We start from the raw sequence: 22,437 nt of genomic DNA on the forward strand, positions 1-22,437 counted from the left end.
CAACGACGAATTCTAGGCGGTGTCCCCTCCCTTTCAAGAAAGGGAGGGGGCGGGGCATGCCCCGCCTCTTACACCACATCTCTGCGCGCTACCGGGGGGACCCTTGCTTTAGGCGGTTTACTTCCCTTGCACCATGGTGAGGGAGATCTTTTTGCGGTCGCGGTCGACTTTCTCTACCCACACCTTGACCGTGTCGCCGACGCGTACCACGTCGCTCGGGTGCTTGACGAAGCGGTTAGCCAGCTTGGAGATGTGCACGAGGCCGTCCTGGTGCACGCCCACGTCGACGAAGGCGCCAAAGTCCACAACGTTGCGCACCGTGCCCTTGAGTTCCATGCCGGGCTCCAGGTCGTCGATGGAAAGCGCCGAGCGGCTAAAGACTACCTCGGGCGCGTCGTCGCGCGGGTCGCGGCCGGGCTTTTTGAGTTCGTTAACGATGTCGATGAGCGTGAGGGTGCCGCAGTCCAGGTCGCTTGCCAGCGCCGAGATGCTGCCCAGGCGGCGCTCGATATCGGGTACGCCGCCACGGCTGAGTTCGCTGGCGGCAACGCCGGCGCGCTCCAGGACGGCCGTGGCCACCTCGTAGCTCTCGGGGTGGACGCTCGTCGCGTCGAGCGGGTTCTTACCGCCGCTGATGCGCAGGAAGCCCGCGGCGTTGAGGTATGCCTTGGGCCCCAGTTTGGGGACCTTCTTAAGCTGGCGGCGATCGGTAAAGGCGCCGTTTTCCTCGCGGTAGGCCACGATGTTCTTGGCTACGCTCGGCGTAATGCCCGAAACGTATCCCAGCAGGCTCGCGCTCGCGGTGTTCACGTCGACGCCCACGCGGTTGACGACGTCCTCCACCACGTGGCCCAGGGTGCGCGAAAGCTCGGCCTGGTCAAGGTCGTGCTGGTATTGGCCCACGCCGATGGACTGGGGCGGAATCTTAACGAGCTCTGCCAGCGGGTCCTGCAGGCGGCGGCCCAAGCTCATGGCGCCGCGCACGGTGACGTCCAGGTCGGGATACTCCTGGCTCGCGAGCTCGGAAGCGGAGTACACCGACGCGCCGGCCTCGTTGACGATGGTGTAGCGAAGGCTGGGCGCCTGCTCGGCAATGAACTCCGAGACGACTTCTTCGGTCTCGCGGCTGGCGGTGCCGTTGCCGATGACGATGGTGTTGACGCCGTCCTTTTTGACGAGGCGAGCGAGCTCGCGCTTGGTGCCGGCGACGTCGTGGCGCGGCTTGGTGGGGTAGACCACGCCGTGGTCGAGCAGCTTGCCGGTCTCGTCCATGACGGCGACCTTGCAGCCGGTGCGGTAGCCCGGATCGAGCGCGAGCACGCGGGCGCCGCGCACGGGGCGCGCCGAGAGCAGGCCCTCAAGATTCTTGGCAAAGACGTTAATGGCCTCGGTCTGGGCGCGGACGGTGAGCTTGGCACGGGCTTCGCGCTCCAGCGAGGGGGCCATGAGGCGCTTGTAACCGTCGGCGATGGCGGCATCGAAGATGGGAGCAAACACGCCCTGGCGCCGGGGCCAACGGCTGCCGAGGCGCGCCGTGGCGGCAGTGCCGTCGACGTTCACGCGCACGCGGAGCTTGCCCTCGCGCTCACCGCGGTCGATAGCCAGCACGCGGTGGTTAGGGATGCGGCGCAGCGGCTCGTCAAAGTTGTAGTAGGGCTCGTAGGGGGTCTTCTCGGTGGGGTCGGTGGCCTCGACGGCGATGTCGGCGGTGTTTTGCGTAAAGGCGCGCAGGTCGGCGACGTTCTCGGGGTCTTCGGCCACCGTCTCGGCCACGATGTCGGCAGCGCCGGCAAGCGCCTTTTCGGGCGTGTCAAAGCCGGCCTCCTCGTTGACGTAGTCCGCGGCGGCGTCGAGTGCGCTGCCCTTGGCCGAGGCCTGCATGATGATCATGTTGGCGAGCGGCTCCAGGCCGGCCTCGCGGGCCTTCTGCGCGCGGGTCATGCGCTTTTTGCGGTAGGGCTTGTAGAGGTCCTCGACACGCTGGAGCTGCGTGGCCTCGCGAATCTGTTGCTCGAGCTCGGGCGTGAGCTTGCCCTGGGCGTCGATGAGCAGAATGACGTCCTCTTTACGCTGCTCAAGATTGCGCAGGTAGGACAGGCGCTCGTCGAGCGCGCGCAGGGCGACGTCGTCCATGCCGCCCGTTGCTTCCTTGCGGTAGCGCGAGATAAAGGGGATGGTGTTGCCCTCGTCGATGAGCTTGACGGCAGCCTCGACGTTGGCGGCCTTAAGGTTGAGCTCGCGGGCGAGCTGGGCGATAAGATCCATGAGACTCCTTGCGTTTAAGGTGCGTTTGCGGCACAGGGCTACCAAGGATACCACCCGCGATGTGACAAAGGGACTGTCCCTTTGTCACATGCCACTGCACAAAAGCCCCGCGGACAGGAGGCTGCTCGCGGGGCAAAGAAGAGGGGCTTATTGGTGGCGGACCGAGGGACTCGGCATGGGGTTTCTGCCGCGGCACGCCCTAAGGCATTACAGCTCGACGAGCTGGCCGGTCTCGGCGGCCTCCTTGATGGCGTTGAGAAGCGTGAGCGTCTTAACGTTGTCGGCAGGGGTTACGACGGGCTCGACCTCGCGGCGAACGACCTTCACAAAGTGCTTGAGCTGCATCTTGTGCGGCAGCGCCGGGTCCACGGCCGGGATCTCCATCTGCAGCGGCTTGTGCCAGTTGGAGGCACCGTCGTAGGAGAACTGGTGCAGGCGGGGCAGCGAAAGGGCGCCCTTAGTGCCGCCGATAAAGTAGGCGTCGGCGTCGAAGGGGCGGTACTGCGGATCCTCGCGAGCGGTGGCCTCCCAGTTCCAGGGGCTGGCGGTGGCGTCGGAGATGGTCATGCTCGCAAGCGCGCCACCGGCAAAACGGACGTTGACCACGGCGGAGTCCTCGGTCTCAAAACCGCGGGCGGCGCTGGACTGCATGCCCTGGACGGCAACGGGCTCGCCCAGCAGGTAACGGAGCAGGTCGACGTCGTGCACCAGGTTGACCAGGATCGGGCCGGCACCCTTCTTGCGGCGCCACTCGACGTCGAAGTACTCGTCGTTCTTATAGATCATGTAGTGGAAGCTCGACACGGTGAGCTTGCCCAGCTCGCCGGACTCGATGATCTCCTTGGCTTTGTTGACGAAGGGATTGTGGCGACGGTGCTGGCCCACGAGCACGGGCACGCCGGCGGTCTCGGCCTCGGCGGCGAAGGCCTGGGCATCCTCAAGATCGTTGGAGATCGGCTTTTCGACCAGCGGCACGATGTTGCGCTTCACGGCCTCGCGGGCAACGCCCAGGTGCAGGTCGTTGGGGGTGGCGATAATGACGGCCTCGGGCTTGACCTCGTCCATCATCTGGGCGGGATCGGTGTAAAACGGCACGCCGGCGGCCTCGGCCGTGGCGCGGGCGCCCTCAAAGGCGTCGGCGATGGCGACGAGCTCGGCCTCGGGCTCCTCGGTGACAAAGCGGATGTGGTTGCGGCCCATGGCGCCGGCGCCGATAACGGCAATGCGGACGGGGTTGAGCTCAGACATTTCGACTCCTTAATACTGGTGGCCGGTGGAATGCGACAAAGGGGCTGTCCCTTTGTCGCATCGGTAAAACTAGGCGGACTTTTTCTTGCTGTCGGAGACCATCATGTAGACGGTGAGCACGACGGCGATGGCGGCGATCACAATGGCGCCGTAGAAGGACTGCTGGTAGGCGGCGCTGCCGGCCTCGGCGTGATACAACACGGCGGTGATGGGCTGGCTGATCCAGGTGGAAGCGGCGTAGCCCAAAAACATGATGCCGTAGTTGACGCCGATGTTGCTGGTGCCAAAGGCGCCACCGGTGAGCGGCGGGTAGATGACGAGCAGGGCGCCAAAGCTAAAGCCGAGCAGGGCGAGCGCCACAAAGAACATACTCTGCGTAAAGCTCATCGACATGATGACGAGTGCGACGATGGTGACGACAAGGCTGATGAGCAGCGACTTATAGGCGCCGAGCTTGTCGATGATCTGGCCAAAGGACAGACGACCAACCAGGTTGGCGCAGGTGTTGACGGAGACCACTACCCCGCCGAGGGCGACGGCCGCGGCGCTCGTGGGGTCGGCGAAAAGCTGGACGGCGGCGATGGAGGCAACCTTGCCCACGAGCAGGGTGCCCGCGGTGGCGGCAAAGGCGAAGGTGACGATGAGGACCCAGAAGCGCGGGGTCTTAACCATCTCGCCCGGGGTGAGGTCGCCGAAGGTGCCGGCGTGTGCGCCGCCCTTGGGGGCCTCGAAGCCCTCGGGCAGCCAACCGGCCTCGGGGGCCTTCAGGAACAGGGCGGAGGCGGCGATCGTCACAAAGAAGATGACGCCGAGTGCCTTGAGGGCGCCAAAGATGCCCAGGCTCGGGATGAGCAGCGAGGCGAGCACCGGGGACAGCACGGCGGGGCCGGCGGTCGAAGCGGCCAGGGTGATGCCGGAGGCGAGACCCTTCTTGTCGATGAACCACTTTTGGCCCGTGGTGAGCGCGGGGTTGTAGCCCAGGCCGTTGCCGATGGCGGCGACGAGCGAGAACCACAGGTAGAACTGCCACGGCTCGGTGACGGTGCCGGACATGAACCAGCCCACGCCGTAGCACACGGCGGCAGCGATCACGACGTTGCGCGGGCCGATCTTATCGGAGATGCGGCCGGCGAAGATGCCCGTCACGGCCATGATGGTCTGGAAGACCGGGAAAGCCCAGGTAAGAGCGCTGGACCACTCGGGATAGACGGCGAGCAGGTTCTTGCTCACAACGGAATACAGCGCGATGGAGCTGATAAAGAACATGGTGACGCACGCGGCGGAAAGCACGACGGCGCGACCCTTGTTGGAGTTGGTGGAAGCCATTGGACTCTTTCTAATCGATACGGGGGAGGGGAGGGGCAAACGCCGCTGAGGTGCTTGCCCCGCTCCCCTTTCTACCGGGCTGGTTTACTGGTCAGTCGGCTTTGCGACGCCGGACTCATCGGACCAGAGCTCGACGCCCTTGTTCTTGAGGTAGTTGTCGGCAAAGGCGCGGCGGCCGCCGGGCTTGGCGGTGAGGTCGCCCATCATGTTGGAGAAGCCGCCGTCGACCTTGATGGCGTCGCCGGTGGTAAAGTCTGAGCGCGTGGACGCCAGGAACATGACGGCGTTGGCGATATCGCTGACCTCGCCGATGCGACGCGTGGCGATGAGGCGGCTGCGGCTCTTCTCGACCTCGGGATCGGCGTAAAAGCTTGCCGACATGGGGGTCTTGACGAAGCAGGGCTCGACGCAGTTGGAGCGCACGCCGTAGGGACCCCACTCGGCAGCCAGCATCTTGGACATCATGTTGACGCCCGCCTTGGTGGAGCTGTACACGCCCGAGAACGTTTCGGGGGAGTGACTGGCGACGGTGGAGATGTGAACCAGGCGGCCCTGGCCGGCCTTGATCATCTCGCGACCAAAGCGCTGCGAGGTGATGAAGTAGCCGGTGAGGTTGACGTTGATGACCTCGTTCCAGTCGGAGAGCGGCAGGTCCTCCATGGCGGCGAAGCGCAGGATGCCGGCGGTGTTGACGAGGACGTCGACACGGCCGAAGTCGGCGATGGTGGCGTCGACGGCGGCCTGAACCTCGGCCTCGTCGGTGGCGTTCATCTTGTAGCCCTCGGCGTGGATGCCAAACTCGGCAGCGAGGTCGGCGGCAGTGGCCTTGACCTTCTCCTCGTCCAGGTCGAGCAGGACGACGTTAGCGCCATTGCGGGCGAACTCGCGGCAAATCTCGACGCCCATGCCGCCGAGCGCTCCAGTCACAGCGCAAACATCGCCCTCGAGCTTAAGCCAATTGCTCATAGGAACTTCCCTTCTTATGCCTCCCGGTGGGTCGCTCCCATTAACCGACCCACGTGGTTTTCGCTGGTTATCGTATGCTTTGCATTTGCGCAGGTGAATTGCATATTTGTTAGAATAGCATTAACCATAGGTTTATACTATGCATTGAGGTTTGTTCTCAATTGAGCGCGTGACCTGCGAAAACGACCCCCTGCAGTGCTGTGCGCCCGCGCGTGCGAAAACGGGAGATTGACGTGTACGATCGACGACTTGACGCTATTTCGGCTGCCGCGGAGCTGGGAAGTTTCTCGCGTGCCGCGGCAAAGCTGCGCGTGTCGACGCCGGCACTCGTCAAGCAGGTTTCGGGCTTCGAGGCCGAGTTCGGCATCACGCTGTTCGAGCGGTCGCACTCGGGCGTCAAGGTGACGCCGGCGGGCGCGCTGTTGGTGGACGACGCGCGCTCGATCATGCGCCAATCCGAGGATGCGTTGCGCCGCGCCCGGCGAGCGGCGGGCGATGGCGGTGCGGTGCGCCTGGGCGTATCGATGATGTGCCCGGGGCGCCACACGCTCGCGCTGTGGCCGCAGGTGCACGACATGGAGCCGCGCTTGCGTTTTGAGATTGTGCCGGTGGGGGACCTTTACGATGAGCGCGAGACCGTCATGCGCAGTCTGGGGCGCGAGGTGGATGTGGTGCAGTCGAGTTTTTCTACCCCACGCTGGGGCGACGCATGCCAAAAGCTCCGCATTGTCAACGTGCCGTTTTATATCGATCTGCCGCGCACGAGCCCGCTGGCGCGCAAGAATCGCATTACGGTTGCCGACTTGGAGGGTATGCGTCTGCGCGTACTGCGCCACGGCAACGACGCCATGGACAGCCTGCGCATCGATCTTTTGGCCGATGGCGGCGTGGACGTGATCGACGTGGACAGTTTTGACTTTGCGCTCTTTAACGAGGCGGAGGAAAAGGGCGACGCGGTGCTCACTTGCGGGGCGTGGTCGGGCGTGCACCCGGCTTTTGTAGGCGTGCCGTTCCTATGTGGCCGCGAGGTGCCGGTCTTCTTGCACTACCCGCTCGAGCCCACCCTCCAAGTACAAAAATTCGTCAACGCCATGGCCCAACTCCTCAACTAGCTCATTTGGCGCGGGTAGTCTTTTTGGGACGGGGCTTTTTTAGCTACTTTCGCCGCACTACCAGCACAATGCGAAAAATGATGCGAAAAATGACTGCAAATCGGTCACGCATGATTTTGCTTTTGCCCTGGGCTGGGTGTAGAATCAAAAAGCTTAAACGAACTACTTGTGCAGCTTGCGCGAAAGCTCGGGCTGCGGCTGGGGGGGATGCGCCCGTGCAGGGTCCTTTCGGTCATATTGCGTCGATGCGCCGCACCTTTATGATGTTGGCAGCGGCCTTATGCGTGTTCGTTATGGCCGGGGGGGGGGTTGCCCTCGCGCGCGTACGGTGACGATGGCAACCTTATAACAAACCCAAACTTTCTTAACCAAGCTACTGGCTGGTTTAACCAAGCTACTGGCTGGTCGACGACCTCTCCGAATGAGAGAATCGGCGAGACGATGAAGCTCGAGCTTTCCACGCAGCTCCTCAAGCCCCAAACGAACACCAAACAAGCTAACGGCAATCACTTTGCGCTTGCGTGGAATTTTAGGCCACAGGGCACCAATCTTTATTTTGAACCTGGATCAACCTACACCACCTTTTCCACCCAGAGCGGCGCCACGTACGAGTGGGGCCTAAACCATCGCGCCGCAACCGACCACGACGTGCTGATGCTCACGATGGGTCCTCAACAGGAGAATCTGTCGATTAACAGCGCAGGCCAAGACCAGCTTATGCAGCTGCGGGCTTGGCTTAAGGCGCAGGTCAAGATGCCCCAGGGAAATACCGTTGAGCAGTACACCGTTTACAGCGATCCCTTTGCTGCAAACGGCGGATTTGCTGGTAACAGTGCTGATGGATCCCACTTTTCGTTTGAACAGAGCGACGGTCGCATCGCGCTTTCTGTGTGGCTCGTAAGCTCTAACGGACAGGGTTGGTTCTCCTTTGGCACCAACAGCACGCATTATTATCGAGATCTTCCCGAGGAAGACGATGAGTTTGCCTATCAGGCTGACTATACCGCAGCGTCCGACAAAACGATGCTTGCGCTGACTTGCTACGATTCAAATCTTACGGGGGAGAACGAACAATACCGGGAGTGGTTTGGTAATCTGGTCAACGACGTTCACGTGGAAAAGCAGGGCACACGCGACATCTATAGCGACTTTGCCAAGGTGTATTGGGAAAATTCGTCCGAGACCATGACAACGCTCACAAACTATGCGTTCTCGACCTCGAATCTTAAGAACGAGAATACGAACATTGCTAACGGCAGCTTTGAAGAGGATATACATCTAGGGAACCAGAGGCCCAGCAAGTTTACGTTGTGCTCGCCCCATTGGCGTACGACCGAGACGGACCATCGTATCGAGATCGTTGCCAAGAACGACTACTATATCGACCCAGTTGGGCATTCTGTTACGTTTACGCCCTCCGATGGTGACTATGCAGCCGAGCTCAACGCACACGAGGCGAGTTCGCTCTACCAATATGTGACGACCGAGCCGGGAAAACAGTACGAGTGGGGGCTCGACCACCGCGGCCGCTCGGGTCGAGACGCCATGGCCCTTATCATCGGTCCGCGACAAGAAAACGAGCCGTACAAGGACAATCAAAAGGCACTCGATCAGTACCAGCAAATTGTTCAATGGATTCAAATGAGCGTCGACAACTATGTCGGCTTGGATGTGGTCAATTTTTCCCAATCGGGCTGCAGCAAAAAGATCATCCTGTATTCAACCAAGTTTGACAAAGTGGGCGGATTTGCCAATGCGCCCAACGGAAGCGCGTTCTCATGGACGGCCGATGCGGAGCATACCGAAAAATGGTGCGTATGGATCATGGCGTCCGAAAACGACGCGTGGGCTTCCTACGGTTCCAACGCGCTCGAGCAGAGCAAAAAGGTTGACTACGACTATACCTACACCATTCCGGATGGCCAAAACCAGAGCGTCTTTGCTTTTGTGGCCTACAACACGGCCAACGGGAGCAATTCGACCGGCAACTTCCTCGACAATATCTCGTTTAGGGAGTTCTATCGCATCGAGACATACACGACGCCCAACGGAAGCGGAACGTATTTTTATAACGCCAATACCAAGACGGCGGACTTTACCTATGCCAAAAACTACGTAGGTAAACAGGAGAAGAACTCCTACTTTATGGTCGATGCCAAACGCGATGACGGGGCAGTCTTTATCGGTGCTTTTGTCAACGGCGAGTTCTATTCCGCAGACGACGACGCACATTGGACCAGATTGGAAGATGGTACCTATCGCTTTGAGGTCGACAAGGTCACAAAGCACTACAAAGTGCACCTCGTGTTTTCCAAGGCAGGCGTTCAATACGATGTGAACGGCGGCAAAGCGTATCACTACGATCCGTACAATGAGTCCACGGGCGATTTCGTACAGCTTTCTGGCGCTGGAGCGAGCTATACCTCCCATGCTGCCGTTGGACAAAACGACGACTGGAAGTTTATGGGCTGGGAGTACGCGGGCTCGGGAAAAGCCGTTCGCTTCGATGCCAAACACACGGTGACCCATACAGCTCCCGAGGGCACCACGGATTCCGGCACTCTTACCATTAAGGGCAAGAAGGTCAATCCGGATACCGGTGCTGTGGGCGATGCGGTAACCGTCGAAAACATTCCCGAGAGCCAGGGCGCGACGTTCGTGGCGCAATGGAAGTATCGTCAGGCCTTTGTTGCCCAGCTTAAAAATGCCGATGGCACGTGGAGCAACGTAACGACGGGCGGCACGGTCAGCTCCAAGCTTAAGGGGGCAAAGGGCTCCATCGATGCCGGGGATGGCTCGGGCAAGGACGAGGACGCGTACAAAAAATCGGGCGTTGCCTACTTTGTGGATGACGGCACGTTTGTGGAGGCGGTGGCCGCTCCCAAGGAGGGCTATCACTTTGAGGGTTGGTACGACCTATCGAATCCGGACGCCCCGGAGCTGCTGTCGTCTTCACCCACCTATACGTACAACGTAAAAGATCGCCATACGGGATGCGTATACGCACGATTCACCCCGCGCACCTACACACTCAAGGTTTCCAAGAGCGTTACGGGCAATATGGGCGACAAGCGTGCCTACTTTAAGATGACGGCGACCTTTACGGGCCTCAAGGCTGGTCAGACCTACGCCATCGAGTATTCGGATGCGTCTGCCCAAGGCAGCCATGCGCTCGTGGCGCGACCGAATGATCGGGCCGAGACCGTGGAAAACAAGACGGCCTTTACGGCCGATGGCCAGGGCAAGGCGACCGTGCCGTTTGCCGTTAAGGACGGCCTGACCGTTTCGATTAAGGCGCTGGATTACAACGCGGTCTATACCGTGAGCGAAGACGATTATTCGTCGTTGGGGTACCACGCCGAGCTTACGGGTGCGAGCGGCACGCTCAACGGTCCGCGTGTGACCGTTGCCGTTGAAGCTAAGGCCACCAATTCCCGACAGGTCGCGGTGCCTACGGGTATTACGCGCAACCCCATCTATGCCCTGGCGATTTTGGCCGCCGGCGTGCTGTTGGCTACGGGCATGGTTGCGCTGCGTTTACGCCGCGGCTCCAAGAGGGGCGGGCGCCTATGAGAAGACATGGCGCCAGCAATGCTGGTGATGGGCCAGCCGCACGAGCGGCCCCGCAGGGAAGACCCCGGGGCTCGCGGTATTCGGCCGCGTCGAACGTGAGGTTGGGCGCCCATGCGGCGCCAGATCTGGGAGAAGCGGACGACCGGCGCGATATCGTGGGTTTTCTGGCGCGCTTGGCATTTTTTGTCGTGACGCTCTGGCTGCTCTTTGGCGTGGTCTTGGGCGTGGGTGCAGTCACGACTGGCGAGATGGCCCCGCGTATCTGTTCGGGTGACGCCATGCTCTACTGGAGGTTCAGCCAGAGCTTCAACGAGGGTGACGTGGTGGTATACACCGCGGATGGCGCAGAGCGCCTAGGCCGCGTGGTTGCCCGTCCCGGTGATGAGGTCACGATTACCGAGGAAGGCGAGCTCATGGTTAACGGGGCTGTTGTTGTGGAAAGCGACATCACCACGCCGACGCCGCGCTATGAGTCTGCTGTGGACTATCCCGTGCGCCTGGGAACGGATGAGTTCTTTGTACTGGCAGATTTGCGTGAGGGCGGCCACGACAGCCGCCTGTACGGGCCGATTGCCCGCTCGCAGATCAAGGGCAACGTGATCAGCGTGCTGCGCAGGTCGAACCTGTAGGCACGGAGATTGGTTTTATTAAGGGCATATGCCCGAGAGGAAGGATACAACATGAAAACTGGAAAGAGACGACTGACAGCATTTGCAGTTGTGGCTGCCACGATGCTGCTGGCTTTGGTGGGAGTTGTCGCGCCCGCGTGGGCGGAGGACAGTGCCGCTCAACCGCATCTGCCGGTAAAAGACAACAAGGTTACGATCACCTCGACGCTTACCATGAATGAGAATGCCGTGGTGCCTAATGCGACGTTTAACTATTCGATTGCGCCGGCGGATGAGGAGAGTGAGTTTACGAGCACGAGCGGTATGCCCGTTTATGCTGGAGTGACAGACGCCGTCACGCTTTCGCCGACTTCCGTTAATTTTTCCAACAAAGGCCTTACAAGCACAGAGAATACCGGTGAGAAAACTAAGACAATAACCGCCAAACTGAGTGCCGAAATTAAAACCTCTCTGTTCAAGGCTCCGGGTATCTATCGATATAAAATTACGCAGACGCCGTCAGGGCTGGACGGTCTCAACGTTACATACAAGGAGCTCTTCCTGGATGTTTACGTAGAAAACGAAGAGAATGGCGGTTCGGGCTATGTTGTTAAGGGCTGTATTCTTAGAACAGAAGCAGGCTCGGGCGAGAAGACCGCAGGTTTTTTGAACAAATATGTCACCCATAAGCTGACCATCACAAAGGTCGTCAAGGGCAACCAAGGTGACAAGAATAAGGACTTTAATTTTACCTTCACGATTAAAGGCGCTGACGGGGAGAGCTATGAGTACGCCACTGTGAAAAACGGTGCCACCACCATGAGCCAAACTCCAGCTACGTCGGGAACTGCGGTTACCGTAAGCCTTAAGCATGGGGAATCCGTCATCGTTTACGGTCTCTCATCGGAGGATAAATTCGCCGTAACTGAGGCGGATTATCATGGCGACGGTTATAAGACGTCGTACAAGATTGGTGATGGCACCAATTCGACAGAAGGTAGCTCTATTGTCGAGGAAGCTATCGGTGCTTACGACACCACGGTGATCTTTACCAACACCAAGGATGTTACCGTTCCGACCGATGTTATTCGGACGGTCGTTCCCTATGCGGCAATCGTCGCGTTTGCTGCCGTGATGGGCGTGGTCTTCTTCCGTCCTCGTCGTAATCGTCGTTAAAACAGCGAGGATTACAGCCGATGGAGCTTAAACGCATAGCTCGGCTGGCGAGAGCCGGCGACCGCGTGCTTACGTGGTTTGCCGGCTTTCTCGTGCTGCTCATGCTGCTGTACGGGGGCTATTCGCTGTGGGATACAAACAACGTTATGAACGGCGGGTTCATCAGCGATGAGCTGCTGCACTACAAACCCACCGGGACCAACGATTGCGCACGCCTGCAGGATCTGATGGCCAAAAATCCCGACGTTGTCGGATGGGTCACCATCGATGGCACCAACATCGATTATCCCTTCGTTCAGGGAAAAGATAACCAGGAATACCTCAACAAAAACGTGTTGGGGGAGTCCGCGGTTTCGGGAGCGGTGTTTTTGGATACGCGCAACAGCCGCGCGATGACCGATCCCTACAATCTGCTCTATGCGCACCACATGGATAACGGTGCGATGTTTGGCGATGTCGATCGGTTTCTAGACAGGGGCTTCTTTGACCTGCACCGCACGGGCACGCTCTACACAAAGGATGGGGCGTTCCGGCTGCGCATCGTTGCCGTGTGTTCGTTTGCTGCGAGTGATGACATTATCTTTGGGCCGGGAAACCTGGACCAGGCCTCGATGCAGACGCTGCTCACGCATATCTCGCAGACGGCGGTGCATGCGGACATGGATGACGTTGGCCCTGATTCGCGCATCATCGCTCTTTCTACCTGCAGTGATAAAACAAACGGGCGCCGAGCACTTATAGCAGAGGTCTTGTAGCTCATTGAATATTCCGATTAAGCTGCGCCCCATAGGCTGCATCAAGTTTGAGGCTCTCGGTCCATCATGGTAGAGTTGTCCGCGCGTGAATTTCGGCACACTGCGCGCTATCTGAGCTTTTACCGTTTGGAGGAGTGAGCTTGTGAATGCTTCTGTCGCCAAGAAGGCCAGCCAGGCGGTGCGCCTTCTGATGATGGCGCTCACGGCAGTTCTTATCTTTTTCTTCATCAATGTCATGTTGCTCGTCTCCGACATCCAGGGCACGGCGCGCGTGGTCAACTACGCCGGTCTGGTGCGCGGCACCACGCAGCGAATCGTTAAGCTCGAGGATGCAGGCCAGCCACAAGACGACCTGCTCAAGGCCGTTGATTCATACATTAGTGGTTTGCGCTACGGAAGCGACGACCTCAATCTCGTCCGTCTCGATGACGATGAGTATCAGGCAAAGATGACCGAGCTCGCGAGCTATTTTGACAAGCTTCGCACCGAGATTGCCCGTGTGCGCGAAGTCGGCTACGAGAACACCGACATCATCGCCATGAGCGAGGAGTTCTTTGGCATTTGTGACGATGCCACGAGGCTTGCGGAGGACTACTCCCAGGAGAAGGCCACGGCGCTCAATCGCCTTGAGGGTTTGGTGATTATCGACATCGTGGGCCTGGTGGCGACCTTTGCGGTCGAACTTGCTCGCGCGGTGCGCACTGCCGCGCTCAATCGCGAGCTGCAGAACAAAGTCTATCTCGATGAAGCCACGGGACTGCCCAACAAGAACAAGTGCGAGGAAATCTTGGGGCAGGGGCATCCCGTTTCCGCCGAAGCGCCTGTTGCGCTGTGTGTTTTCGATCTTAACAATCTGCATACGGTCAATAACAGCTTTGGCCACGAGAAGGGTGACGAGTACATCCGTTCTTTTGCCCAGCAGCTGGGGTGCGTGGCGTCCGAGACCTGCTTTGTGGGCCGCGACGGCGGCGATGAGTTTATCGCGGTGCTGTGGGATGCCGATCGAGCTGCCGTGGAATCCTGTCTCGCTCGGATTCGTGCGAACGTGAGCGAGTATTCCGAGGCTCACCCCGACATGCCTATCAGCTACGCGGTGGGCTATGCGCTTTCTAGTGATTATGATGAACCGCCCACGATGCGCGAGCTCTTTTCCCAAGCCGACAAAAACATGTACATCGACAAGAACCGCGTAAAGACAGCCGAGGCAGCTGGGCCGCAACGCGAGGAGCGGTAAGCCTGTAACAGAGGGCATAGAAAAGCCTCCGCAGCCCGTGTGGCTGCGGAGGCTTTATTCGTTGCGGCGCATTGTGTTTGGGTCGCTGAGATGAGTCGATTTGCCCCGAAAGAGGAGGGCATTGACCTTAGGGTCATGCCCGACGAATGAGCGGCAAATCGGCCGTCTCGGCGGGCCGAACTACTCCAGCTCAAACGCTCCGGTGTAGAGCTGGTAGTAATACCCGCGCTTGGCGATCAGCTCGTCGTGGTTACCGCGCTCGATGATGCGGCCGTGGTCCAGACAGATGATCGCGTCGGAGTTGCGCACGGTGGACAGGCGGTGCGCGATGACAAACGTCGTGCGGCCCTCCATGAGCTTGTCCATGCCCGCTTGCACGATGGCCTCGGTGCGGGTGTCGATGGAGCTCGTGGCCTCGTCCAGAATCATCGCCGGCGGATCGGCGACGGCGGCGCGTGCGATCGAAATCAGCTGGCGCTGGCCCTGCGACAGCTGCGCGCCGTTGCCGGTGAGCATCGTGTCGTAGCCGTCGGGCAGGCGGGTGATAAAGTCGTCCGCGCCCGCGAGCTTGGCCGCCGCGATGCACTCCTCGTCGGTGGCGTCCAGGTTACCGTAGCGGATGTTATCCATCACGGTGCCGGTGAACAGGTTCACGTCCTGCAGCACCACGCCCAGCGAGCGGCGCAGATCGGCCTTGCGGATCTTGTTGACGTTGATGCCGTCGTAGCGGATCTTGCCATCGGCGATGTCATAGAAACGGTTGATGAGGTTGGTGATGGTCGTCTTGCCGGCACCGGTGGCACCGACAAACGCGACCTTCTGACCCGGCTTAGCAAACACGGACACGCCGTGCAGCACCTCGTGGTCGGGCGTGTAGCCAAAGTCGACGTTGTCCATGACCAGGTCGCCGCGCAGCGGTACGTACTCGATCTCGCCGGTTGCACGGTGCGGATGTTTCCATGCCCACATGCCGGTGTGGTGGTCGGCCTCCTCGAGCTGCCAGGTATCGGGGTTCACCTGCGCGTTGACGAGCGTCACGTAGCCTTCGTCGGCCTCGGGCTTCTCGTCGATGAGCTCAAAGATACGGTCGGCGCCGGCGAGGCCCATGACCACGGCATTGATCTGCTGCGAGATCTGGCCGATCTGTCCGCAGAACTGCTTGGTCATGTTGAGGAACGGCACGACGACGGCGATGGACAGCGCCATGCCCGAGATGCTCAGGTTGGGCACGCCCAGCGCCAGGAAAATGCCGCCTGCCAGTGCGACCAGCACGTAGAGCAGGTTGCCCAGGTTCATAAGGATGGGCATGAGGATGTTGGCGTACATGTTGGCCATCTGCGAGACCTCGAAGAGCTTTTCGTTGCGCTCGTCAAAATCGGCCTCGGCGGCAGACTCGTGGCAGAATGCCTTGACGACCTTCTGGCCGTTCATGACTTCCTCGATATGGCCCTCGACCACGCCGAGCTCGGACTGCTGCGCAATAAAGAAACGCGCGGAGTTGGAGCCGAGCAGCTTGGTCATAAAGGTCATAAAGACGACGCCGGCCACAATGACCAGGCACATCCACACGCTGTAGTACAGCATGATAAAGAATACCGTGACGATGACGATGGTCGTCATGAGCAGGTTGGGCAGCGACTGGCTGATCATCTGGCGCAGCGTGTCGATGTCGTTGGTGTAGTGGCTCATGATGTCGCCGCGCTGGTGCGTGTCGAAGTAGCGAATCGGCAGGTCCTGCATACGGTTGAACATCTTCTCGCGCAGCTTCTCGAGCGAGCCCTGCGTGACGATGGCCATGGCGCGGTTCCAGAAGAGCGAAGACAGGATGCCGATGCCGTAGATGCAGGCGAGGGTGGTCACGAGCTGTGCGATCTTGGGCTGTGCGGTCGTCCAATCGCCCGACTGCCACGATTCGCTAATAATCTGCAGGGCGCTCTGAAGGAAGGTCGCGCCGATGGAGTTGATGATGGCGCAGAGCACCACGCCGACGACGACGAGGGGCAAAAGCACGGGGTAGAAGCCAAAGAGCGTCTTGATGAGGCGCGACATGGTGCCGACCTTGCGGTTGAGCGCGCGCTCGGCGGTCGTTGCCTTACTCATGTGCCTCGCCTCCTTCCTGGGTCTGAGCCTGCGTTGCGGATGCCTCGGTGTCGGCCTCGACGGCCCCTTCGCCCTCGGCAGACATCTTGTTTTGCGAGGTAAAGGTCTCGCGGTAGATCTCGCTCGTCTTAAGCAGCTCGTCATGGTTGCCGATCTGCGCGATGCGGCCGCCCTCCATGACGATGATGCGGTCTGCATCCTGTACGGAGCTAATGCGCTGGGCGATGATGAGCTTGGTCGTGTTGGGCAGATAGCTTGCCAACCCTGCGCGAATCTTGGCGTCGGTCTTGGTGTCGACGGCGCTAGTGGAGTCGTCCAGGATCAAGATCTTGGGGCGACGCAGCAGGGCACGCGCAATGCACAGGCGCTGCTTCTGACCGCCGGAAACATTGGAGCCGCCCTGCTCGATCCAGGTGTCGTAACCCTTGGGGAAGCCGTCGACAAACTCATCGGCGCAGGCCAGATGTGCCGCCTCGCGGACTTCCTCGTCGGTGGCGTTCGGGTCGCCCCAGCGCAGGTTCTCGGCGATGGTGCCGCTAAACAGCACGTTTTTCTGTAGCACCATGGCCACTTGGTGACGCAGTGCGTCCAGGTCGTAGTCGCGCACGTCCATGCCGCCCACGCGCACGGTGCCTTCGGTGGCGTCGTACAGGCGGGCGATGAGGTTTACGAGCGTGGACTTGGCCGAGCCGGTGCCGCCGATGATGCCGATGGTCTCGCCGCTCTTAATGTGCAGGTCGATATCGTCGAGCGCCTGGCGCTTCGCATGCGCGGAATACTTAAAGCTCACGTGGTCAAAGTCGATGGAGCCGTCGGCAACCTCGAGCACGGGCTCGGCGGGATCGGCGATCGTGGGCTCGGCGGCCAGCACCTCGGTAATGCGGTGCGCCGATTCGTCGGCCATGGTCACCATGACAAAGATCATCGACAGCTGCATCAGGCTCATGAGGATCTGAAAACCGTAGGTAAAGATCGAGGAGAGCTGGCCCACGTCGAACAGCGTGCCCTGGCTCGTGATGATGAGCTTGGAGCCCAGGTAGATGATGACGACAAACGCGCCGTTGACGCAGATGTTCATCATGGGGTTGTTAAAGGCGAGCAGCTTCTCGGCGCGGGTGAAGTCCATCTGGACGTCGCGCGCGGCGGTGGCGAACTTCTCTTTCTCAAAGTCTTCGCGCACGTAGCTCTTGACCACGCGCATGCCGGTGACGTTTTCCTCGACGGACTCGTTAAGGGCGTCGTACTTGTGGAACACGCGCGAGAAGATGGGGCGTACCTTAAAGATGATAAAGAACAGTCCAAAGCCCAGCAGCGGAATGATGACCAGGTAGACCATGGCGACGCTGCCGCCCATGATAAATGCCATGGTAAAGGCGAAGATCAAGACCAGCGGCGCGCGCACGGCGATACGGATGATCATCATAAAGGCCTGCTGCACGTTGTTGATGTCAGTGGTCAGACGCGTGACGAGCGAGGAGCTCGAGAACTCATCGATGTTGGCAAAGCTGAACGTCTGGATCTTGTAGAACAGGTCGTGACGCAGGTTCTTGGCGAAGCCGCAACTCGCATGGCTGCAGGTGACGCCGGCAGCGGCACCAAAAGCAAGCGACGTCAGCGCGATGAGCACCAAAAAGCCTGCGGTGGGAAGCATCTCGGCTACGGTGGTACCGTCTTTGATGGCGTCGATCAGGTTGGCGGTGATAAATGGAATCAGCATCTCGCAGAGCACCTCGCCAAGCACGAGCAATGGCGTGGCAACAGCGACTTTCATATAGTCGCGGATGCTGCCCATGAGGGTTTTAATCATCCAGTTCCTCCCAGGTTACACGGATTTTCTCGAGCATTTCGGCGAGCTGCTCGCGCTCGTCGTGAGTGAGGGCACTAAAGGCCCGTTCTCTAAAGCGGATGCGGGCCGCCTGGTCGATGCGGGCGTTTTCCCGGCCGGTTTCGGTCAGGCGAATGGTGAGTTGCCGTCGATCCTTGGGGTTACGGCTGCGCTCGATGAGACCGTTGACCTCGAGCTTGGACAGGATCTCGGAAAGCGACCCCGGCTTGAGGTCAAAGTGCATGCCGAGTTCCTGCTGCGACATCTCGCCGCCGGGCTGCTTGGCCAGCAGGCAGATGATGGGCGCCTTGCCGGACACGCCTCCGCCATGAAAATGCATGTAATGGCCGCAAAAACCCAGGCCGCTCAGGATGCGCTTGGCAAGCTTGTCTTCCGAGCTAACCGCTTCGGGTACATCCGCCGGCTGTGACGGGTCGCCGCCGGGCTCGTGCGAACAAAGGCTAAGAGGTTCATCGCACATGAATTAGTGCCGCTCCTTTCTTTAGTTAGGTAGTGGAATTGTTTTGTGCCTAACCAATCTAGGAGCATGAGAAATGAATGTCAAGGTACCAAACTTATTAAGTTACGGCGTTTTGCCAAACGCCGTAACCGCTCGACGCTGCAAACCCGCCAGAGCGGCAATCTGCCTTTCAACTTCGGCGGCATGACCAGAAGGTCAATGCCACCTTGTTTCAAGGCACCTTGCTCGCTCTGGCGGGTTTTCGCTGACTTCGCCAAAACATCGGCGTTGCCTTGATTCAAACTTGCCAAAAGGTAGTCGTTGGGGGACGTTCTTGTTTGACTAGTCGTTTAAGAACGTCCCCAACGACTACTTGGGGACGGAGGAAAAGGGATCATTTTCCGAAACCTTTCCGCAACAATCTGCTCTTCGCACTGCTCGACTCCGCTCGCAACGTCCCCTGCGCTACACTTAGTTGCACTGTGGCGCCGTTGCGCCGCGCCCGACCCAAGGGGGACACTCATGAAGAACACTCAGCTGCTGCTGATCAACGATATGTGCGGATACGGCAAGGTCGCGCTTTCCGCCATGCTGCCGGTGCTGTCGCACATGGGTTACCGTATCCATAACCTGCCGACGGCACTTGTGTCCGATACGCTCAACTATCCCAAGTTCTACATCCACGACACCACCGAGTACGTGCGCCAAAGCCTCGCTATCTGGGAGGAGCTCGGCTTTGAGTTCGACGCCATCTCGACCGGCTTTATCGTGACCGAGGAAGAGACGCGCATCATCTCGGACTTTTGCCACCGCCGTGCGCAAAAGGGCACCAAGGTGTTCGTTGACCCCATCATGGGCGACAACGGCAAGCTCTATGCGGGCGTGCCCGAGTCCACAATCGGTCTCATGAGGCACCTGCTCGAGTGCGCCGACTACGCGGTTCCCAACTACACCGAGGCCTGTTTGCTCACCGACACGCCTATCGTCGAGCAAATTACGCCCGATGAGGCCCGCGCCCTTGTGGACGCTGTGCGCGCGCTGGGAGCCAAGTCGGTGGTCATTACGAGCGCTGTGGTCGACGGCACGAACGCCGTCATCGGTTACGACCATGTGGCGGGGGAGTACTTTACGATTCCCTTTGAGCTCATTCCGGTCTATTTCCCGGGCACGGGCGACACGTTCTCGGCGGTGCTCGTCGGCCGCGTTATGGCAGGCTGGAGTCTGCAGCGCGCGACGTCCGATGCCATGCGCGTGGTGGCAGAGCTTATCGAACGCAATGCCGACCAAGAGGACAAATCGGCCGGCCTTCCCATCGAGGCTTGCCTGGATGTGATCGACCATGAGTAACGCCGGCGAGGGCGGCGCCGAGCCCGCGAGCGAAAACAAGCCGCTCGGCGCGTCGCGTGGCAAGCGTCCGCGTATCCGCGTGAGCTGCGTGGACCAGCTGGGTGCGTGCCGTTGTCACCATGGTCACAAGCCGGGAGACGTCTTCGACTTCGATCGAGACCGCGGCAAGATGTGCGCCATGGCCTGTCACGTGGGCTTTCCCTATATCGATATCCTGCGCTATGGCGGAACCGTGCCTGGCAACGAGCCTGGTACGGCAAAGTTCTGCTGCCCCGAGGTCGATACGCTGAACGTCTGGCTTGCCGAGATCGTTGACGAGTAGTCGAGCGTGGATTTTCTCCCGCCAAGATAATGAGCGTGGATTTTCTCCCGTTTAGAGCGCCGTTTCGCGCTCAAAGCGGGAGATTATCCACGCTCAATTTGTAAGCGGGAGAAAATCCACGCTCGTTTTATGCCGATGGTGTGGCTCGTGCGTCTGCGCCGCCCGAGCGCCTACAGCTGCTCGAGCATAGCGGTGCAGCCGGCGAGCACGTCGCGGTAGGTGGCGTCGAAGTTGCCGGTGTACCACGGGTCGGCGACGTCGCCGGGGCGATCGGTCCAATCGAGCAAGCGCGTAATCTTGCCGTTGGGATCGTCGCCGAAGATGCGACGCAGGCCGCGCACGTTCTCGGCATCCATATAGACAATGTGGTCCCAGTCGCCATACTCCGCGCGACGCACCTGGCGCGCACGGTGCGCAACGACGGGAATCCCGACCTCGCGCAGCTTGGCAACCGTGCCATGATGCGGCGGATTGCCAATCTCCTCGGTCGAGGTCGCGGCGGAATCAATAACGAATTCCGCCTCGCGCCCAGCACGGCGCACCAGCTCGGTAAACACGGACTCAGCCATCGTCGAGCGACAGATATTCCCGTGGCAAATAAACAGAATGCGTTGCATGAGCGGTTTCCTTTCAGGGCGGTTGCGCGGGGCTTACAGACTGGCCTTGAGACAGTTTGCTCCGATAAAGCCCGCTGCGTACAAGGGGAGGTGGCGCAGCTCGCGTCCGTCATCGGTTTCGCTGCGGGCAAAATTGTTCTCGGACAATATGTAGGCATACGGCGACCGGGCTTTTTCCATAAACGACCCGAGGGTTCTCGCGCGCACGTTGCGTGCGGATTTTACCTCGACGGGAACGATCTCCATACGGTCGGTCTGAAGTAGAAAATCGAGCTCGCCGTTCGTCTTCCAAGACGACGGTGGCATCCAGTAATAAGTCTGCAAACCATTGCCCGAAAATGCCTGCATGACCGAGTTCTCCGCCAAGGCACCTCGAAAGTCGGAAGACAGCGCAATGGCGGAATCCTCTTTGAGGTCGAGCCAGAGTCGCGGGTTGATACCGAGTTTGTAGAACATGAGGCCCGTATCGAGAAGATAGACTTTAAAGAAGCTCCCGTCTTCGTCGTCGAAGGGGACGAGGGGAGGTTCGATGCCTTCGGTCAGGTTGTTGACCGATATGATGCCGGCGCCCTCGAGCCAGTCGAGCGGCTCGATGAGCTTGGCACGACGGCCTCCGCGTTCGACCTCGGAGTACTTGAATTTCTTGGTTGAGGATCGTAGCAGCTGGGATGGAATGGAGCGCCAGACCTTGCGCGCTGCCACGCCGCTGATCCCGTTTTCGGGGTCTGTCATATCGGCGGTGTAGGTCTCGTCGATTTCGCGCTGCTCGACGCGCGCGTCTTCGATGGATAGTGTCTTGCGATATGCGTTGACGGCGGCGGGCATGCCGCCCACGATCTGGTATCGATGAAACAGGCTGACCGTGGCTTGATGCGCGACGTAGGTCTCAAGCGTGCCGGCGTGGGCGCGAATGGCATCCGCCATCTGCTCCTCACCGAGCGCCCAGAGAAACTCCTCGAACGACATAGGATGCATGGTCTCTTGACGGACGCCGCTGGGAAAAGGCAACTTGCGCTTGCGCGTGGCGACGCCGAGCTGGCTGCCGGTCGCGCATATGCGCCAGCCCGAACCCGAGAAAAAGCGAAGCGAGTTGAGCGCGCGTTCGCAGAGCTGCACCTCGTCAAACAGGATGAATGCGGTTTCCTTGCGAATGGGGGTGCGCTTATAGTCTGAGATTCGTGCCACGATGGTGTCTACGTCGTCGGTGGGGCAGTCGAACAGTGGGGCAATCAGCTCAAGATCGGTCTGAAAGTCGAGTTTGACAAATGCATCGCCGGCGATTCGTCTGCCGATTTCCTCGGCAGCGTACGTTTTGCCCACGCGTCGCGCACCACGGATGAGGAGGGGGCGCGACGCGTCCTCTGTCGCCCATGATTCGATGACGGATTCGATTGATCTGCGCATGGAGCCGCCTTTCCAATTCCGTGTATTTCAAATACATAGTTTAGTACAATTTCGTGTACTTCAAATACACGAAATTGTGGAAAAGCGTGTATCTGAAGT

Annotated in this window: 17 protein-coding genes; 8 read left to right on the forward strand and 9 right to left on the reverse strand. The window is 59.8% G+C overall.

Annotated elements, in window-relative coordinates; genetic code table 11:
* Window positions 1-117: 117 nt before the first annotated feature.
* The 4 genes from I2H19_RS06510 to I2H19_RS06525 all read right to left on the reverse strand — a co-directional run bounded on the left by I2H19_RS06510 (window position 118) and on the right by I2H19_RS06525 (window position 5,805).
* Window positions 118-2,265, reverse strand: coding sequence for a Tex family protein (locus I2H19_RS06510; protein WP_195622077.1), 2,148 nt, complete (start codon window positions 2,263-2,265; stop codon window positions 118-120).
* 207 nt (window positions 2,266-2,472) lie between these two features.
* Window positions 2,473-3,513, reverse strand: coding sequence for a Gfo/Idh/MocA family protein (locus I2H19_RS06515; RefSeq protein WP_195622078.1), 1,041 nt, complete (start codon window positions 3,511-3,513; stop codon window positions 2,473-2,475).
* 69 nt (window positions 3,514-3,582) lie between these two features.
* Complete coding sequence (locus tag I2H19_RS06520; protein WP_117655362.1) at window positions 3,583-4,839, reverse strand: MFS transporter; 1,257 nt, start codon at window positions 4,837-4,839, stop codon at window positions 3,583-3,585.
* 84 nt (window positions 4,840-4,923) lie between these two features.
* A complete protein-coding gene (locus tag I2H19_RS06525) occupies window positions 4,924-5,805 on the reverse strand; it encodes an SDR family NAD(P)-dependent oxidoreductase (protein ID WP_195622079.1) in 882 nt (293 codons plus the stop codon).
* A gap of 233 nt (window positions 5,806-6,038) precedes the next feature.
* On the opposite strand from I2H19_RS06525, the gene I2H19_RS06530 reads away from it, so the two are divergent.
* The 6 genes from I2H19_RS06530 to I2H19_RS10080 all read left to right on the forward strand — a co-directional run bounded on the left by I2H19_RS06530 (window position 6,039) and on the right by I2H19_RS10080 (window position 14,263).
* A complete protein-coding gene (locus I2H19_RS06530) occupies window positions 6,039-6,917 on the forward strand; it encodes a LysR family transcriptional regulator (protein ID WP_271745734.1) in 879 nt (292 codons plus the stop codon).
* A 441-nt stretch (window positions 6,918-7,358) separates the two neighbouring features.
* Window positions 7,359-10,490 carry a DUF7601 domain-containing protein gene (locus I2H19_RS06535; protein WP_195622081.1) on the forward strand — a complete coding sequence of 1,044 codons (3,132 nt, stop codon included), beginning with the start codon at window positions 7,359-7,361 and terminating at the stop codon, window positions 10,488-10,490.
* Window positions 10,491-10,585: 95 nt separating this feature from the next.
* On the forward strand, window positions 10,586-11,119 hold the full coding sequence (gene lepB / locus I2H19_RS06540) for a signal peptidase I (protein WP_195622082.1): 534 nt from the start codon (window positions 10,586-10,588) through the stop codon (window positions 11,117-11,119).
* Between the two features lie 51 nt (window positions 11,120-11,170).
* Window positions 11,171-12,274, forward strand: a complete 1,104-nt coding sequence (locus I2H19_RS06545) for a DUF7601 domain-containing protein (protein WP_195622083.1) — start codon at window positions 11,171-11,173, stop codon at window positions 12,272-12,274.
* 20 nt (window positions 12,275-12,294) lie between these two features.
* Entirely contained in the window at window positions 12,295-13,029 is a 735-nt protein-coding gene (gene srtB, locus I2H19_RS06550; RefSeq protein WP_006235673.1) for a class B sortase, read from the forward strand.
* A 142-nt stretch (window positions 13,030-13,171) separates the two neighbouring features.
* A complete protein-coding gene (locus tag I2H19_RS10080) occupies window positions 13,172-14,263 on the forward strand; it encodes a GGDEF domain-containing protein (RefSeq protein WP_225094011.1) in 1,092 nt (363 codons plus the stop codon).
* Window positions 14,264-14,443: 180 nt separating this feature from the next.
* On the opposite strand, the gene I2H19_RS06560 is transcribed toward I2H19_RS10080, so the two are convergent.
* From I2H19_RS06560 to I2H19_RS06570, 3 genes are read right to left on the reverse strand one after another with little or no spacing between them, the layout of a single operon-like run.
* Window positions 14,444-16,363 carry an ABC transporter ATP-binding protein gene (locus I2H19_RS06560; protein WP_195622085.1) on the reverse strand — a complete coding sequence of 640 codons (1,920 nt, stop codon included), beginning with the start codon at window positions 16,361-16,363 and terminating at the stop codon, window positions 14,444-14,446.
* On the reverse strand, window positions 16,356-18,170 hold the full coding sequence (locus I2H19_RS06565) for an ABC transporter ATP-binding protein (RefSeq protein WP_195234881.1): 1,815 nt from the start codon (window positions 18,168-18,170) through the stop codon (window positions 16,356-16,358). The genes I2H19_RS06560 and I2H19_RS06565 overlap by 8 nt, the downstream gene beginning before the upstream one ends.
* Entirely contained in the window at window positions 18,163-18,669 is a 507-nt protein-coding gene (locus tag I2H19_RS06570) for a MarR family winged helix-turn-helix transcriptional regulator (protein ID WP_195622087.1), read from the reverse strand. The genes I2H19_RS06565 and I2H19_RS06570 overlap by 8 nt, the downstream gene beginning before the upstream one ends.
* 501 nt (window positions 18,670-19,170) lie before the next feature.
* Between I2H19_RS06570 and I2H19_RS06575 the strand changes: the two genes are divergently transcribed.
* Entirely contained in the window at window positions 19,171-19,995 is an 825-nt protein-coding gene (locus I2H19_RS06575; protein WP_195622088.1) for a PfkB family carbohydrate kinase, read from the forward strand.
* Window positions 19,988-20,317: a TIGR04076 family protein gene (locus tag I2H19_RS06580; protein ID WP_229089820.1), complete on the forward strand. Its 330-nt coding sequence runs from the start codon at window positions 19,988-19,990 to the stop codon at window positions 20,315-20,317. The genes I2H19_RS06575 and I2H19_RS06580 overlap by 8 nt, the downstream gene beginning before the upstream one ends.
* Before the next feature lie 170 nt (window positions 20,318-20,487).
* Here the strand turns inward: I2H19_RS06580 and I2H19_RS06585 are convergent, their stop codons facing one another.
* Together I2H19_RS06585 and I2H19_RS06590 are read right to left on the reverse strand one after the other, a co-directional pair.
* Window positions 20,488-20,934 (reverse strand): low molecular weight protein-tyrosine-phosphatase, encoded by a 447-nt coding sequence (locus tag I2H19_RS06585; RefSeq protein WP_195622089.1) that lies wholly within the window; start codon window positions 20,932-20,934, stop codon window positions 20,488-20,490.
* Between the two features lie 33 nt (window positions 20,935-20,967).
* Window positions 20,968-22,338, reverse strand: a complete 1,371-nt coding sequence (locus tag I2H19_RS06590; protein ID WP_195622090.1) for an ATP-binding protein — start codon at window positions 22,336-22,338, stop codon at window positions 20,968-20,970.
* Window positions 22,339-22,437 lie beyond the last annotated feature (99 nt).

The sequence above is a fragment of the Collinsella aerofaciens genome (genome assembly GCF_015560135.1).
In the GTDB taxonomy this organism is placed as follows: domain Bacteria; phylum Actinomycetota; class Coriobacteriia; order Coriobacteriales; family Coriobacteriaceae; genus Collinsella; species Collinsella aerofaciens_AN.